15 protein-coding genes are annotated in these 14,600 nt (G+C 45.3%); 13 read left to right on the forward strand and 2 right to left on the reverse strand.

Annotated features, from left to right (window positions below; genetic code table 11):
• Positions 1-260: 260 nt before the first annotated feature.
• From mnmE to SB724_RS12800, 6 genes are all read left to right on the forward strand, one after another.
• Positions 261-1,640: a tRNA uridine-5-carboxymethylaminomethyl(34) synthesis GTPase MnmE gene (gene mnmE / locus SB724_RS12775; protein ID WP_007409903.1), complete on the forward strand. Its 1,380-nt coding sequence runs from the start codon at positions 261-263 to the stop codon at positions 1,638-1,640.
• 16 nt (positions 1,641-1,656) lie between these two features.
• Positions 1,657-3,543, forward strand: a complete 1,887-nt coding sequence (gene mnmG / locus SB724_RS12780; RefSeq protein ID WP_007615086.1) for a tRNA uridine-5-carboxymethylaminomethyl(34) synthesis enzyme MnmG — start codon at positions 1,657-1,659, stop codon at positions 3,541-3,543.
• 13 nt (positions 3,544-3,556) lie between these two features.
• Positions 3,557-4,276 carry a 16S rRNA (guanine(527)-N(7))-methyltransferase RsmG gene (gene rsmG / locus SB724_RS12785; protein WP_007409901.1) on the forward strand — a complete coding sequence of 240 codons (720 nt, stop codon included), beginning with the start codon at positions 3,557-3,559 and terminating at the stop codon, positions 4,274-4,276.
• 121 nt (positions 4,277-4,397) lie between these two features.
• Complete coding sequence (gene noc / locus SB724_RS12790) at positions 4,398-5,249, forward strand: nucleoid occlusion protein (RefSeq protein ID WP_007615083.1); 852 nt, start codon at positions 4,398-4,400, stop codon at positions 5,247-5,249.
• 298 nt (positions 5,250-5,547) lie between these two features.
• Positions 5,548-6,309: a sporulation initiation inhibitor protein Soj gene (gene soj, locus SB724_RS12795; protein ID WP_007409899.1), complete on the forward strand. Its 762-nt coding sequence runs from the start codon at positions 5,548-5,550 to the stop codon at positions 6,307-6,309.
• Positions 6,302-7,153, forward strand: a complete 852-nt coding sequence (locus tag SB724_RS12800) for a ParB/RepB/Spo0J family partition protein (RefSeq protein WP_265972459.1) — start codon at positions 6,302-6,304, stop codon at positions 7,151-7,153. Before soj ends, SB724_RS12800 begins: the two co-directional genes overlap by 8 nt.
• Before the next feature lie 29 nt (positions 7,154-7,182).
• Here the strand turns inward: SB724_RS12800 and yyaC are convergent, their stop codons facing one another.
• The gene (yyaC, locus tag SB724_RS12805; RefSeq protein WP_004392969.1) at positions 7,183-7,797 is read right to left on the reverse strand and encodes a spore protease YyaC; all 615 of its coding nucleotides are present in this window, start codon (positions 7,795-7,797) and stop codon (positions 7,183-7,185) included.
• A 173-nt stretch (positions 7,798-7,970) separates the two neighbouring features.
• Positions 7,971-8,474: a GNAT family N-acetyltransferase gene (locus SB724_RS12810; RefSeq protein WP_410571396.1), complete on the reverse strand. Its 504-nt coding sequence runs from the start codon at positions 8,472-8,474 to the stop codon at positions 7,971-7,973.
• 143 nt (positions 8,475-8,617) lie between these two features.
• Between SB724_RS12810 and SB724_RS12815 the strand changes: the two genes are divergently transcribed.
• The 7 genes from SB724_RS12815 to rpsR all read left to right on the forward strand — a co-directional run bounded on the left by SB724_RS12815 (position 8,618) and on the right by rpsR (position 14,452).
• Positions 8,618-9,643 (forward strand): YkvI family membrane protein, encoded by a 1,026-nt coding sequence (locus SB724_RS12815; RefSeq protein ID WP_088005468.1) that lies wholly within the window; start codon positions 8,618-8,620, stop codon positions 9,641-9,643.
• 85 nt (positions 9,644-9,728) lie between these two features.
• On the forward strand, positions 9,729-9,935 hold the full coding sequence (locus SB724_RS12820; protein ID WP_004392973.1) for a DUF951 domain-containing protein: 207 nt from the start codon (positions 9,729-9,731) through the stop codon (positions 9,933-9,935).
• Between the two features lie 46 nt (positions 9,936-9,981).
• Entirely contained in the window at positions 9,982-11,985 is a 2,004-nt protein-coding gene (locus SB724_RS12825; protein ID WP_410571398.1) for a molybdopterin-dependent oxidoreductase, read from the forward strand.
• 126 nt (positions 11,986-12,111) lie between these two features.
• Positions 12,112-13,212, forward strand: a complete 1,101-nt coding sequence (gene ychF, locus SB724_RS12830) for a redox-regulated ATPase YchF (protein WP_004392975.1) — start codon at positions 12,112-12,114, stop codon at positions 13,210-13,212.
• Positions 13,213-13,323: 111 nt separating this feature from the next.
• Entirely contained in the window at positions 13,324-13,611 is a 288-nt protein-coding gene (gene rpsF / locus SB724_RS12835) for a 30S ribosomal protein S6 (RefSeq protein ID WP_004392977.1), read from the forward strand.
• Positions 13,612-13,650: 39 nt separating this feature from the next.
• The gene (gene ssbA / locus SB724_RS12840; RefSeq protein ID WP_004392979.1) at positions 13,651-14,169 is read left to right on the forward strand and encodes a single-stranded DNA-binding protein SsbA; all 519 of its coding nucleotides are present in this window, start codon (positions 13,651-13,653) and stop codon (positions 14,167-14,169) included.
• Positions 14,170-14,212: 43 nt separating this feature from the next.
• Complete coding sequence (gene rpsR / locus SB724_RS12845; RefSeq protein ID WP_029325793.1) at positions 14,213-14,452, forward strand: 30S ribosomal protein S18; 240 nt, start codon at positions 14,213-14,215, stop codon at positions 14,450-14,452.
• Positions 14,453-14,600 lie beyond the last annotated feature (148 nt).

Consider the following 14,600-nt stretch of genomic DNA (forward strand, 5'->3'; position numbering starts at 1 on the left):
AAATGGCTCTATTCCTAAGCAGAATCGCATTTTTTGCGTTTAAGTTTTTTCTTTTTCGGTCTATGCTGTTGATAAAAAAGGTTTTAGGAAATAAAATTAATTGTTATTCACATGTGGATAAGTTAAAGTAATAAGGGATGAATTTCTGCCTTTGTGGATAACGTATCTTCCACTTCAAACCAAACTATGTTATCTTTTAATTTTGGCGTAAATAAAATTTTTTATATAGATGGAAACAGAGATAAAGAGAGGTGAACAGCATGGATACAATTGCAGCGATTTCAACTCCGATGGGTGAAGGCGCGATCGCGATCGTTCGGCTGAGCGGCCCGGAAGCCGTAAAGATCGCCGACAAAATGTACAAGGGTCCGAAAGGCAAAACGCTCAGTTCGGCAGAATCGCATACCATTCATTACGGGCATATCGCGGACAGCACGACGGGACGGATTATTGAGGAAGTCATGGTGTCTGTTTTAAGAGCGCCCAGAACATTCACAAGGGAAGATGTCATTGAAATCAATTGTCACGGAGGTATTGTGACGGTTAATCAGGTGCTCCAGCTTGCTTTAAGAGAAGGTGCGAGACTGGCAGAACCCGGTGAGTTTACGAAGCGCGCATTTTTAAACGGACGGATTGACCTATCACAGGCGGAAGCGGTGATGGATCTGATCAGGGCCAAAACGGACCGTGCCATGAATGTCGCCATGAACCAGATGGAAGGACGGCTTTCCGCGCTTGTCCGCCGTCTGCGTGATGAGTTGTTAGAAACACTTGCCCATGTTGAGGTTAATATAGATTATCCGGAATATGATGACGTCGAAGAAATGACGCATCAGCTTTTAGTGGAGAAGGCAAGCGGCGTGAAGAAAGAAATCGAGGCGCTGCTCCGTACGTCTGAGCAGGGGAAAATTCTGCGTGAGGGACTGTCTACCGTGATCATCGGCCGTCCGAACGTCGGAAAATCCTCTCTGCTTAACAGCCTTGTCCATGAAACGAAGGCGATCGTAACCGATATTCCGGGAACGACGCGTGATGTGATTGAGGAATATGTCAACGTGCGAGGCGTGCCGCTTCGGCTTGTCGATACCGCGGGAATCCGTGAGACAGAAGACATCGTCGAAAGAATCGGTGTGGAACGGTCACGGCAGGTTCTGAAGGAAGCGGATCTCATTTTGCTTGTGCTTAACCACAGCGAAGAGCTTTCTGAAGAAGATGTGAAATTGTTTGAAGCGGTTGAGGGAATGGACGTCATTGTGATTATGAATAAGACGGACCTTGAGGCTAAGATTGACGCTGAGCGCGTCAAGGAACTGGCGAAAGGCCGGCCTGTCGTCACGACCTCATTGCTGAAAGAAGAAGGCATTCAAGATTTAGAGGAAGCGATTCAGTCGCTATTTTATACAGGAGCGATCGAAAGCGGAGATCTCACCTATGTCAGCAACACCCGTCATATCTCGATTCTGCATCAGGCAAAGCAAGCGATTGATGATGCGCTGAACGGAATTGAACAGGATGTTCCGATTGATATGGTCCAAATTGATTTGACAAGGTGCTGGGAACTGCTGGGCGAAATCATCGGTGATGCCGTCCACGAAAGCTTAATTGATCAGCTCTTTTCACAATTTTGTTTAGGTAAATAAAAGGGAGGAAAAAACCATGGGGTATGAAGCAGGCCAATACGACGTGATTGTCATCGGCGCCGGGCATGCCGGTGTTGAGGCTGCCCTCGCATCCGCGCGCCAGGGAGCCAAAACGCTTGTTTTGACGATTAATCTTGATATGGTTGCGTTTATGCCATGTAATCCGTCTGTCGGCGGCCCCGCGAAAGGGATTGTCGTCCGCGAAATTGACGCGCTCGGCGGAGAAATGGCTAGAAATATAGATAAAACTCATATTCAAATGAGAATGCTGAATACAGGAAAAGGTCCGGCCGTACGGGCGCTGCGTGCGCAGGCGGATAAATTCCAATATCAGCACGAAATGAAGCATACGCTGGAAAAAACACCGAATTTGACACTTCTTCAAGGGATTGCCGAGCGTTTAATCATTGAAGACGGAGAGTGCCGCGGTGTCATTACGCAAACCGGTGCTGAATACAAGGCAAAAACGGTCGTGCTGACAACCGGAACGTATTTAAGAGGGCGGATCATTCTCGGTGATCTGTCTTACTCAAGCGGCCCGAATAACCAGCAGCCGTCTATTAAACTTTCTGAGCACTTAGAGGAGCTCGGTTTTGATCTCGTCCGTTTTAAAACGGGCACGCCTCCTCGTGTCTCAAGCGATTCCATTGATTACAGCAAAACAGAAATCCAGCCGGGGGACCCGGTTCCGCGCGCTTTCTCATATGAAACGGTTGAATACATTACCGATCAGCTGCCTTGCTGGCTGACTTACACGAGTCCTGAGACTCATGAGATCATCGACAGCAACCTGCATCGTTCGCCAATGTATTCCGGTATGATTAAAGGAACGGGACCGAGATACTGCCCTTCGATTGAAGATAAAGTCGTTCGGTTTAATGATAAACCGCGTCATCAGATTTTCCTTGAGCCGGAAGGCAGAAATACGCAGGAAGTATACGTTCAAGGTTTATCCACGAGTCTTCCTGAGGACGTGCAGCAGCGGATGCTGGCGACCATTCCGGGACTGGAAAAGGTGCAGATGATGAGAGCCGGATACGCGATTGAGTATGACGCAATTGTACCGACACAGCTCTGGCCTACACTGGAGACGAAAAAAATCCCTAACCTGTACACAGCCGGTCAAATTAACGGTACATCAGGTTATGAGGAAGCAGCCGGGCAAGGAATTATGGCAGGGATCAACGCAGGCCGCAAAGCGCTTGGAAAAGAAGAAGTGATCCTCAGCCGTTCCGATGCTTATATCGGTGTATTGATTGATGATTTGGTAACGAAAGGAACCAATGAACCGTACCGTCTGCTGACTTCACGGGCGGAATACAGACTGCTGCTCCGTCACGACAACGCGGATCTTCGTCTGACGGAAATCGGCCACGATATCGGCTTAATTTCTGATGAGCGCTATGAAGCGTTTGAGAAGAAAAAAGCGGCGATCGAGGCAGAGAAAAAACGTCTCTGGTCTGTTATTATCAAGCCGTCTCCTGAGAATCAGGAATATATCCGTTCACTCGGCGGAAGCGAGCTGAAAGACGGAGTGCGCGGCACAGATTTAATGAAACGTCCGGAAATGAACTATGAAACAGTGACAAAACTTGCGCCTGCAGATTCTCCGGTTCCGCAAGATGTGGCGGAACAAGTGGAAATTCAGGTGAAATATGAAGGATATATCGAAAAATCCTTGCAGCAAGTGGAAAAGCTGAAGAAAATGGAAAACAAAAAAATCCCTGATCGGATTGATTATGACGCCATTAAAGGAATTGCTACTGAAGCCCGTCAAAAGCTGAAAGAAGTGCGTCCTTTATCAGTTGCTCAAGCGTCCCGTATTTCCGGCGTCAATCCGGCAGACATTTCAATCCTGCTGGTATACCTGGAGCAGGGCCGTATTGCCAAGGTAGCTGAATAGAAAGGATGACGGCATGAATATAGAGGAATTTACATCCAGTTTAGCGGAGAAAGGGATTTCCCTTTCTGACCGCCAGCTGGAGCAATTCGAGTTGTATTACCGGATGCTTGTGGAATGGAACGAAAAAATGAATCTGACATCCATCACTGAGAAAAAGGAAGTTTATCTCAAGCATTTTTATGATTCGATAACGGCGGCATTTTATATTGATTTTGAAAAGGTCACCACTCTTTGTGATGTCGGCGCCGGCGCCGGTTTTCCAAGCCTGCCCATCAAAATCTGCTTCCCGCATCTGCATGTCACCATCGTCGATTCACTGAATAAGCGGATTACGTTTTTGGAAACTCTCTCTGATGCTTTACAATTAGAGCATACGACATTTGTCCATGACAGAGCGGAGACATTCGGACAGCGGAAAGACGTCCGGGAAAGTTTCGATCTCGTGACGGCCCGTGCGGTGGCGCGTCTGTCGGTCCTGAGTGAGCTTTGTCTGCCGCTGGCCAAGAAAAACGGCGTATTTGCGGCACTAAAAGCAGCAGCAGCTGATGAAGAGCTGAAAGCGGGGCAAAAGGCGATTAAAGTATTGGGAGGAGAGCTTGAACAAGTTCATTCCTTTACACTTCCTGTTGAAGAAAGTGAACGGAACATTATGATCATTCGCAAGACGAAAAGCACTCCGAAAAAATATCCGAGAAAACCGGGTACTCCAAATAAATCGCCAATTGAAGGGTAATTTAGACAGCCTGATGTGACAATTCCATCATATTTTCTGCAAAATTGATGAAGATACAGCAGGAAAAACCATGAGAAAATAGAATTATAAAAATGGCAGTTTTTAAAGGTGGTGTAGGTACATGAAGCATTCATTCTCTCGTTTCTTCGGGTTTGGTGAGAAGGAAGAGGAACCGGAGATAGCTGAGCATGATACAAACAAAGAAGAGATACTCGAAATACCGGTACATGCTATCGTTCCCAACCGTTTTCAGCCACGCACCATTTTCTCAGATGAAAAAATCAAAGAGTTAGCAATGACTATCCATACACACGGCATCATTCAGCCGATTGTTGTCAGACATACAGAAGATGAAGGACAATATGAGCTCATTGCGGGTGAAAGGCGCTGGAGAGCGGTACAGACGCTTGAATGGGAGAAGATTCCCGCAATTATTAAAGATTTTTCTGATACGGAAACAGCATCTGTCGCTTTGATTGAAAACCTGCAAAGGGAAGAATTGTCCTCCATTGAGGAAGCTCATGCGTACGCAAGGCTGTTAGAACTTCATGATTTAACACAGGAAGCCTTGGCGCAGCGCTTAGGAAAAGGCCAGTCAACGATTGCGAACAAGCTCCGATTGTTAAAGCTCCCGGAACCCGTCCAGGATGCGATTATGGAGAAAAAAATTACGGAACGTCATGCAAGAGCACTGATTCCGCTCAAACAGCCGGAGCTTCAGGTCACATTGCTTGCGGAAATCATTGAGAAAAGCTTAAACGTTAAGCAGACGGAAGACAGAGTGGTGAAAATGCTTGAACAGAATAAGCAGAAACCAAAGCCGAGACGCAAAGCGTTCAGCAGGGATACAAGAATTGCGATGAATACGATTCGTCAGTCACTGTCTATGGTAGAAGACAGCGGAGTCAGACTGAATACTGAAGAAGAAGAATTCGAAGAGTACATCCAGCTTACCATTCGGATACCTAAATAAAAACTCTCCTGATCAGCAGGGGAGTTTTTATTTTAATCAAAAAACTATTTTGAGATAATGATAGATTTATTGTGCACTATACATTGTATATGTAAAATTTTATCTTTTTGTGTCGTGAATTGTCTTTTCACAGTCAAAAAAGTCACTTTATCGGAGAACTTATATTAGAAAGTGTCTTTTTCGTTTACATTTTTTTCACTTGCTGATAAACAAATTATGAAAAAAATAAAACGCTTTACTCTTTTTTTGATAAGATAGAAACAAGACAGTACATGTTCATGTGAAGGTAGGTGACATCGTGGGAAAAATCATAGCAATTACGAACCAAAAAGGCGGAGTCGGGAAGACAACGACTTCTGTTAATCTGGGGGCTTGCTTGGCTTACATAGGTAAAAGGGTTCTTCTTGTTGATATTGATCCGCAGGGCAATGCAACGAGCGGATTAGGGATTGAAAAAGCCGATGTGGATCATTGTGTGTACGACATTTTAGTAGATGATGCAGATGTTACAGATATTATTAAACCGACTTCAGTAGAGAACTTAGATGTCATTCCGGCCACGATCCAGCTTGCGGGAGCGGAAATCGAATTGGTTCCGACGATCTCACGGGAGGTCAGGCTGAAAAGAGCATTAGAATCTGTGAAACAAAATTACGATTACATGATTATTGATTGTCCTCCGTCTCTCGGGTTATTAACGATTAATGCGCTTACCGCTTCAGATTCAGTCGTTATCCCGGTTCAGTGCGAATACTACGCTCTTGAAGGATTGAGTCAATTATTAAATACAGTTCGGCTTGTGCAAAAACATTTAAATACCGACTTAATGATAGAAGGAGTGCTTCTGACGATGCTTGATGCCAGAACGAATCTCGGCATTCAAGTGATAGAAGAGGTAAAGAAATACTTTAGAGATAAAGTGTATCAAACCATTATCCCTCGCAATGTCCGTTTAAGTGAGGCGCCGAGTCACGGCAAGCCGATCATATTATACGATCCGCGTTCGAGAGGTGCGGAAGTATATTTAGATTTAGCAAAGGAAGTGGCAGCGAATGGCTAAAGGCGGGCTCGGAAAAGGGATTAACGCGTTGTTTAATCAGGTTGATTTGTCTGAAGAGACAGTGGAAGAGATTAAAATCAGTGATTTACGTCCCAATCCTTATCAGCCAAGAAAACAATTTGATGATGAGTCATTAGCTGAACTGAAGGAATCCATCATTCAGCATGGCATTCTTCAGCCCATTATCGTGAGAAAATCATTGAAGGGCTATGATATTGTAGCCGGCGAACGCCGTTTCCGCGCCGCAAAACTTGCCGGTAAAGAGACAGTGCCGGCTATCGTGCGGGATTTATCTGAATCGCTGATGCGGGAAATCGCTCTTTTGGAAAACCTTCAGCGTGAAGACTTATCACCGCTTGAAGAAGCTCTGGCATATGACTCACTGCTGAAGCATTTGGATTTAACCCAGGAACAGCTCGCTAAACGGCTCGGGAAAAGCAGGCCTCATATTGCCAACCATTTAAGACTGCTGACGCTGCCGGAAAGCATCCAGAACCTCATTGCAGAAGGTACGTTATCCATGGGACACGGCAGAACCTTGCTTGGTTTGAAAAATAAAAACAAGCTTGAACCGCTTGTGAAGAAAGTGGTTGAAGAACAGCTGAACGTCCGTCAGCTTGAGCAGCTGATTCAGCAGTTAAACAGCAATGTTCCACGTGAAACAAAGAAAAAAGAACCTGTTCAAGATGTTGTGTTAAAAGAGCGGGAATCGTATTTGCAAAATTACTTCGGAACAACAGTAAATATTAAGAGACAAAAGAAAAAAGGGAAGATTGAGATTGAGTTTTTCTCCAATGAAGATCTTGAACGTATCCTGGAACTATTGTCTGAAAGAGAAGCGTAAAAACCATCTTTTTATAAAAAGATGGTTTTTTATATACGTCTTGTCAGCTTATGAAACGGACTGAGCCGTTCCTGCCGGCCTTCTGATTTATCTGTCAGCTGTAACCCCTCTGCTAAAACATTTGCCATGCTCATAACAAGATGAAGCCTCGTATTCTGCAGGACAAAATACTCCATAAACCCGCTGACATTGACGATTCCGTTGATATGGACGTCACCGATTTCAGGAAGGTCTTTTTGAACACCTGCTCCGGGCTTCAGCGGCCCATCGCCGATTTGAAATGACCCTACGCTTTTGACGCGGCCTAAACAAGCATCAACCGCTATAATAAACGGATTTTTATGTAGATGTTGAATATCTTTCAGCTTGTCTTTCATATTGACGGCGTGAACAGGATCTGACAGCGTGCCGTAAACGTGCAATCTGCCTAAATTCATTTTTTCTAACTTTGTTCCTACGAGCGGACCTAATGAATCTCCGGTCGACCGATCTGTACCGATACACACGGTGACTAACGGTCTGCCGGCTGCTTTACGTAAAGATGAAGTAAGGATCGCTTGTATTTGATTCGCAGCAGAAGAATCCGTATGAGAAACATATTGTTTTGCCCGTTCTTGAGAAAAAAGCCCGCCTTTTCGATTCATAAGGTTCACTTCCTTGTCATGTCATACGAGTAATACATTGTTGTTTTTGGTGTTGTATGGTTGTTTACAGTATATCCAGCGCTGCCTTTTTTTATGCTTATGTCATGATGCCATGCCGGTTGTTTGAAAAGAGCGGGATAGAAAAAAGAACTCAGAGCAGTTATTCTCTAAGTTCATGAAAGAAATAAGACCATTTGATCTACGTCGACATATTGCTGATGATCTAATTTCAGCGCTCTTTTTTCTGTAGAGAAGAGGATAAATCCTAACTGAGCGTAGAGTTTTTTTGCGGGTTCATTTGTTGAAGTAACAGAGAGATGGAGCTGTTCTGTGTCTTTCATCTTTTTTGCCTGGCTGATGGCTTCTGTCAATAAAGCTTTTCCCGCGCCTGACCCTCGGTGTTTGGGAGAAATATACATAGAACCGATAACCGCAATGTGTCTTAGTTTAAACAGCGGATGCTTGGAGATCTTGAGGATTCCTATCAGTCTGTCTTGTTCAAAGGCGCCAAGCACGATAGCATTGCCGGCTTCAAGCCTGGCTTTGAATTTTTCGGACGGCCATTCTTTCTCCTCCTCATAGCTGACGGCGAATGCGTCGGGGTGATCTTTTAAAGCTTTGAGCCTGATATCTGAGTAAGGCTGGGTATCACTTGCGGTTAAACGCCTGATGTACATGATTTGAGCTCCTTATATAAATAAAATTTTCTGAATAGTTAATCGTCGTTATCATACCATATTTGTCCCATTTGTATGAATGTTTGCCGCTGTCACTCAATATAGTAGCAATATGCGGAGATGATCAGAAATTTTATGAGGTGATGAGGGTGTGGAGAGCCGGGATGAAGTGGATGCTGCTCATATTAAGCAGCCAGATTGGGGCTGGATATGCAAGCGGGCAGGAAATATGGCAGTTTTTCGGTGTCGAAAGCGGACTGGCTATTGTATTGTTTACAGTCATGTTTACGATTTCGGCTTATATTGTGTTGAAGATCAGCTATCGGGTTCAATCAACGCACTTTTTACCTGTGCTTGAGCATCTGATGGGGCCGGCTCTTGCTAAAGTCTATGATGTGCTTATTATGTTTTATTTGTTTTCAATGACGATGGTTATGATTGCCGGCGGCGGTGTGACGCTGCAAATGTACAAGCTGCCGTTTTGGATCGGTATTTTTCTTCTTTGCATTGTGACCGTCGGTTTATTCTTTTGGGATATAAAAGGAATATTATCTCTGAATAGTATTTTGATACCGATTCTTGTAGCGGGGCTGTTATATGCATTGGTCTTTTTTCAGACAACCCATCATTACACCTGGACGATAGATTTGACCCGCCAGTATAATTGGCCGGCAAGCATTACCTTCACGTCCTTAAACATCCTTTCTGTTGTCGCTGTTCTTTCTTCAATCGGGAAAGATATGAAGGGACTGGGAGAAGCGAAAATCGCAAGCGTTGCAAGCGGACTGATTTTCGGTATGATTTCATTTGTTTACAATGAAACGCTTGTACAGCTTTCAGGCAGTCTTACACAATATGAGATTCCTCTTTTCGCCGTTCTTGAAGGCGCTCCTTATCCGTTATTTCTTTGTATGGCCGCCGTGCTTTTTTTAGCCATCTATACGACAACCGTGACCGGTCTGTTCGGGCTGTCCAGCCGCATGCTTGCATTTGTGAAATTGCCGAGATGGACGCTCGTATCTCTTCTTTTAGCTGTGATGGTGCCTTTTACGACAATCGGTTTTTCAGATTTGATCGCCATTTTATATCCCATTTACGGGCTTTTAAGTCTTTATTTGCTGGTATGTCTTCTTCTTTACCCTATTTTAGGGAGATGGAAAAAAGTATAATGCTCATTTTGAGTGCGGCCGTTGCTCTTATCCTGTCTTTTTTTGTACAATAAATAAAGCAGTCTATGGAGAGAGGTGAAGGGTCTTGGCGGATAAAGACTTTGGCCTGAATGATATTGTTGAAATGAAGAAACCGCATCCTTGCGGTGAAAACAGGTGGAAAATCATTCGGATGGGAATGGATATTCGGATCAAATGCACGGGTTGTTCCCACAGTGTCATGATTCCGAGAAGAGATTTTGAGAGAAAGCTGAAAAAAGTACTCGTCAAGCATGAGGAGCCTACATCATAAAGGCTGGCGCTCATGCTTTTTCATATAGAGGAGAGGAAGAGGCCCGATGAGCAAAGTGCATCAGTCAGCGTGCCCGCTGAATTGCTGGGACAGCTGCGGCTTTTTGGTGACAGTTGAGGATGGAAAGGTGACGAAAGTAGACGGAGACCCGAATCATCCCATTACAGAAGGGAAAATTTGCGGCCGTGGCAGAATGCTGGAGACGAAAACGAATGCGCCGGAACGGCTTCGTTTTCCTTTAAAAAAGAAAGACGGCGAATTTGTCCGCGTTTCCTGGGAGCAGGCGTTAGATGAAATCGCTGAAAAAATGGCGGTGATTAAGGAGACGTTGGGCACTGCCGCAGTGCTGCACAGTCATGATTACGCCAATAACGGTCTTTTGAAGGCGCTCGACCAGCGTTTTTTCAATGGATACGGCGGTGTGACGGAGATTGCAGGCAGCATTTGCTGGGGTTCCGGCATTGAAGCGCAGCGCTGGGATTTCGGGCGTTCTTACGGGCATGGACCGCTTGATATTTATCACAGCAAGCATGTGATCGTATGGGGCAGAAACGTGTCCCGGACGAATATGCACCTCTATCATCATCTGCAGCAGGTGAAGAAAAAAGGAGCGACACTGACGGTCATTGACCCTATTTTTAACCCGACTGCAAAGCTTGCCGATCGGTATATATCCGTCAAACCTGGTATGGATGGCTGGCTTGCGGCGGGTGTTTTAAAAATATTATGCCAAATCGGCAGAACCGATTCTGATTTCATTCAAAGGCATTCGGTCGGTTTTGAAGAAATAGAAAAGCTTCTGCAGACGATTTCTTTTGAGGAGATCATTGAGAAAACAGAAACGTCTTTAGAAGTGATTGAATATCTTGCTGATTTATATGCTGACGGTCCCGCCTCCACTTTTATGGGTCTTGGGATGCAGAGATATAAAAACGGGGGCGGGACGATACGGTGGATTGACGCTTTAGCTGCGGCGAGCGGAAATGTCGGTATCAAAGGCGGCGGCGCAAACTTCGGAAATGTGCAAGTCGGTGAAAGCTTTGCAAAGGCCGAGCTCACCCGTCCTGATCTGAAGAAAAGTTCGAGAACGTTTTCGATGATGACTCAAGCCGAAGAGGCGCTGAATGCAGCCGATCCGCCGATTGAGATGATCATCGTGACGTGCGGCAATCCGCTGACACAGGTGCCGAATACAAAAAAAGTGAAGGAAGCGTTTGAAAAAACACCGGTCACAGTGGCCATTGATTCGGTCATGACCGATACGGCGAAGCTCTGTGACTATGTGCTGCCGACGGCCGTTGTTTTCGAAGAGGAAGATATTTATTATTCCAGCATGTATCATCACTATGTTCAATATGGCAAGAAGCTTGCGGAACCGCAGGGAGAGGCAAAATCAGACCGCTGGATCTGGACGGAGCTCGCAAAGCGTCTCGGATTCGGGGAACTCTTTGATTACAGTACGGAAGATTTCTTGAAAATGGGGCTCTCTTCTTTGGAGAAAGAAGGAATCACCCTTGAGCAATTAAAGGAAAAAGGACATATGCCGCTTCCGGTCAAACAGGTTCCGTGGAGTGATTTTCAATTTTTAACCCCGAGCGGAAAATTTGAATTCGTCTCGTCACTGGCAGAAGAGAAAGGATACAGCGGCCACCCTCAATTGGAAGTGCCGGAGGAGTCTGTTTATCATGACGCCGGACTGGCCGGGAAATATCCGTATACGCTGCTGTCCATTCACCCGCAGCGCTCCAATCATTCACAGCACGTGCCGTTTATTGAAAAGCTTCAGCAGATTCAGGTGGATCTGTCGCCGGATATCGCCGAGGAGCTTTCACTTCAAGACGGAGATACGGCAGAGGTATACAATGACCGCGGCCGTCTGCGCGGCAGGGTAAAAATCATGAAGCAGGCTCACCCGAAGACGGTGAATATAGATGAAGGCATGTGGGCGGCATTCGGAGGCTCCGTCAACATGCTCACAAAGGATTCAAATTCCGATAATGGAATGGGAAGTACGCTTTTTGACTGTCTGGTAGCGGTTAAAAAAGGATAATCTAAGGAGAGAGAGGGCGGGAAATGCTTTTTTCTCAGCTTGTCTTTTCCTATGAACCTCCTTATAATTGCTCTAGGTTTACAATACGTTTATACGATGATGGTTTGATATAGAGGAGATGAAAGAATGGCTTTAACTGCTGGAATTGTCGGTTTGCCGAATGTCGGAAAATCGACGTTATTTAATGCAATTACCCAGGCTGGTGCCGAATCAGCCAACTACCCGTTCTGTACAATTGATCCGAACGTGGGGATCGTGGAAGTGCCGGATGAACGTCTGCAAAAGCTGACTGAATTGGTGAATCCGAAAAAAACGGTGCCGACTGCGTTTGAATTCACTGATATCGCGGGGATCGTAAAAGGCGCATCTAAAGGTGAAGGACTCGGAAATAAGTTTCTTTCTCATATCCGTCAGGTTGATGCGATCTGTCACGTTGTACGCGCGTTCGCTGATGACAATATTACGCACGTGTCAGGGAAAGTCGATCCGATTGACGATATTGAAACGATCAATCTTGAATTGATTCTTGCCGACATGGAGACAGTCGAAAAACGCATCACGCGTGTAAGCAAGCTTGCTAAGCAAAAAGACAAAGAAGCGGTTTTTGAATTTGACATTCTGTCTAAATTAAAAGAAGCTTTCGAACAAGAAAAGCCTGCCCGTTCCGTTGAATTTACGGAAGAACAGCAAAAGCTTGTGAAGCAGCTTCATTTGCTTACGTCAAAACCCGTGCTTTATGTGGCAAATGTAAGCGAGGATGAAGTGGCTGATCCTTCAGATAATGAATATGTTGCGAAAATCCGGGAGTACGCCGCGGGTGAAAACGCCGAAGTTATCGTCGTCTGCGCGAAAATTGAGTCTGAAATTGCTGAATTGGAAGGCGAAGAAAAACAAATGTTCCTTGAGGAGCTCGGCATCGAAGAATCAGGTCTTGATCAGCTGATTAAAGCGTCATACTCTCTTCTCGGCCTTGCGACATACTTTACAGCGGGCGAACAGGAAGTGCGCGCATGGACATTCAGAAAAGGCATGAAAGCTCCTGAGTGTGCGGGTATCATCCACACTGACTTTGAACGCGGCTTTATCCGCGCTGAAACGGTTGCTTATGAAGACCTTTTGGCAGGCGGCGGAATGTCCGGAGCGAAAGAAGCCGGAAAAGTGCGTCTGGAAGGTAAGGAATATGTAGTCCAAGACGGAGATGTCATTCATTTCCGATTTAATGTATAGGACACAGTTGTAAAGGGACAAGAGCTTTGGTATAATATAAACTTGTGAGTAATAGAATTATTGCTCCTTGCCCATTATAGGGCCGCTTAGACCAAAAGGAGGTGCAAACAGATGAAAAAGTACGAAGTTATGTACATTATCCGTCCGAACATTGACGAAGAGTCAAAGAAGGCAGTTATCGAGCGTTTCAACAACGTATTAACTTCTAACGGAGCGGAGATCACTGGAACAAAAGATTGGGGTAAACGTCGTCTTGCTTACGAAATCAACGATTTCCGTGACGGTTTCTACCAAATCTTAAACGTTCAGTCTGAAGCTGCAGCGGTTGCTGAATTCGACCGTTTAGCTAAGATCAGTGACGATATCATTCGCCACATCGTTGTTAAAGAAGAAGAATAAGCAATTTGAAATATATAATGTTAAAAGGTGGTCTTTCATATGCTTAACCGAGTTGTATTAGTCGGAAGACTGACAAAAGACCCAGAGCTTCGTTATACGCCAAGCGGTGCGGCTGTCGCCACGTTTACTCTTGCTGTGAATCGTACATTCACGAACCAGTCCGGAGAACGTGAAGCCGATTTCATTAATTGTGTCACTTGGAGAAGACAAGCCGAAAACGTTGCAAACTTTCTTAAAAAAGGAAGCCTTGCCGGCGTAGACGGCCGACTCCAGACAAGAAATTATGAAAACCAGCAGGGACAGCGTGTCTTCGTGACAGAAGTCCAAGCTGAAAGTGTTCAATTTCTTGAGCCTAAAAACAGCGGCGGTTCTGGATCAGGCGGATACAACGAAGGAAACAGCGGCGGAGGCCAATACTTTGGCGGAGGCCAAAATGATAATCCGTTCGGCGGAAATCAGAACAACCAGAGACGAAATCAAGGGAACAGCTTTAATGATGATCCATTTGCCAACGACGGCAAGCCGATTGACATCTCGGATGATGATCTTCCGTTCTAATAGATTATCGCTATATTCATAACGAGAAAGGTGGGAAATGACAATGGCAGGAGGACGCAGAGGCGGTCGTGCGAAACGCCGTAAGGTTTGTTACTTCACTTCTAACGGCATTACGCACATCGATTACAAAGATGTAGATCTTCTTAGAAAGTTTGTTTCTGAGCGTGGTAAAATCTTACCTCGCCGTGTAACTGGAACACATGCGAAATACCAACGTAAATTGACTATCGCGATCAAACGCGCACGTCAAATGGCTTTACTTCCATACGTAACTGGCGAGTAAGCCGAAAGAAAAGAGCAAGAGCCTGCGGGCTCCTGCTCTTTTTTTATATCAGTCTCCCTCCATCCTGCCGAAATGTTTCACATGAAACATGGAAGTGCTTCTTACACCTTTGTTATCTTGCTCCTCTATTCAAAAACGCGTACTTATG

It is taken from the genome of Bacillus sp. SIMBA_031, from assembly GCF_046535225.1.
Taxonomy (GTDB): Bacteria; Bacillota; Bacilli; order Bacillales; family Bacillaceae; genus Bacillus; species Bacillus velezensis.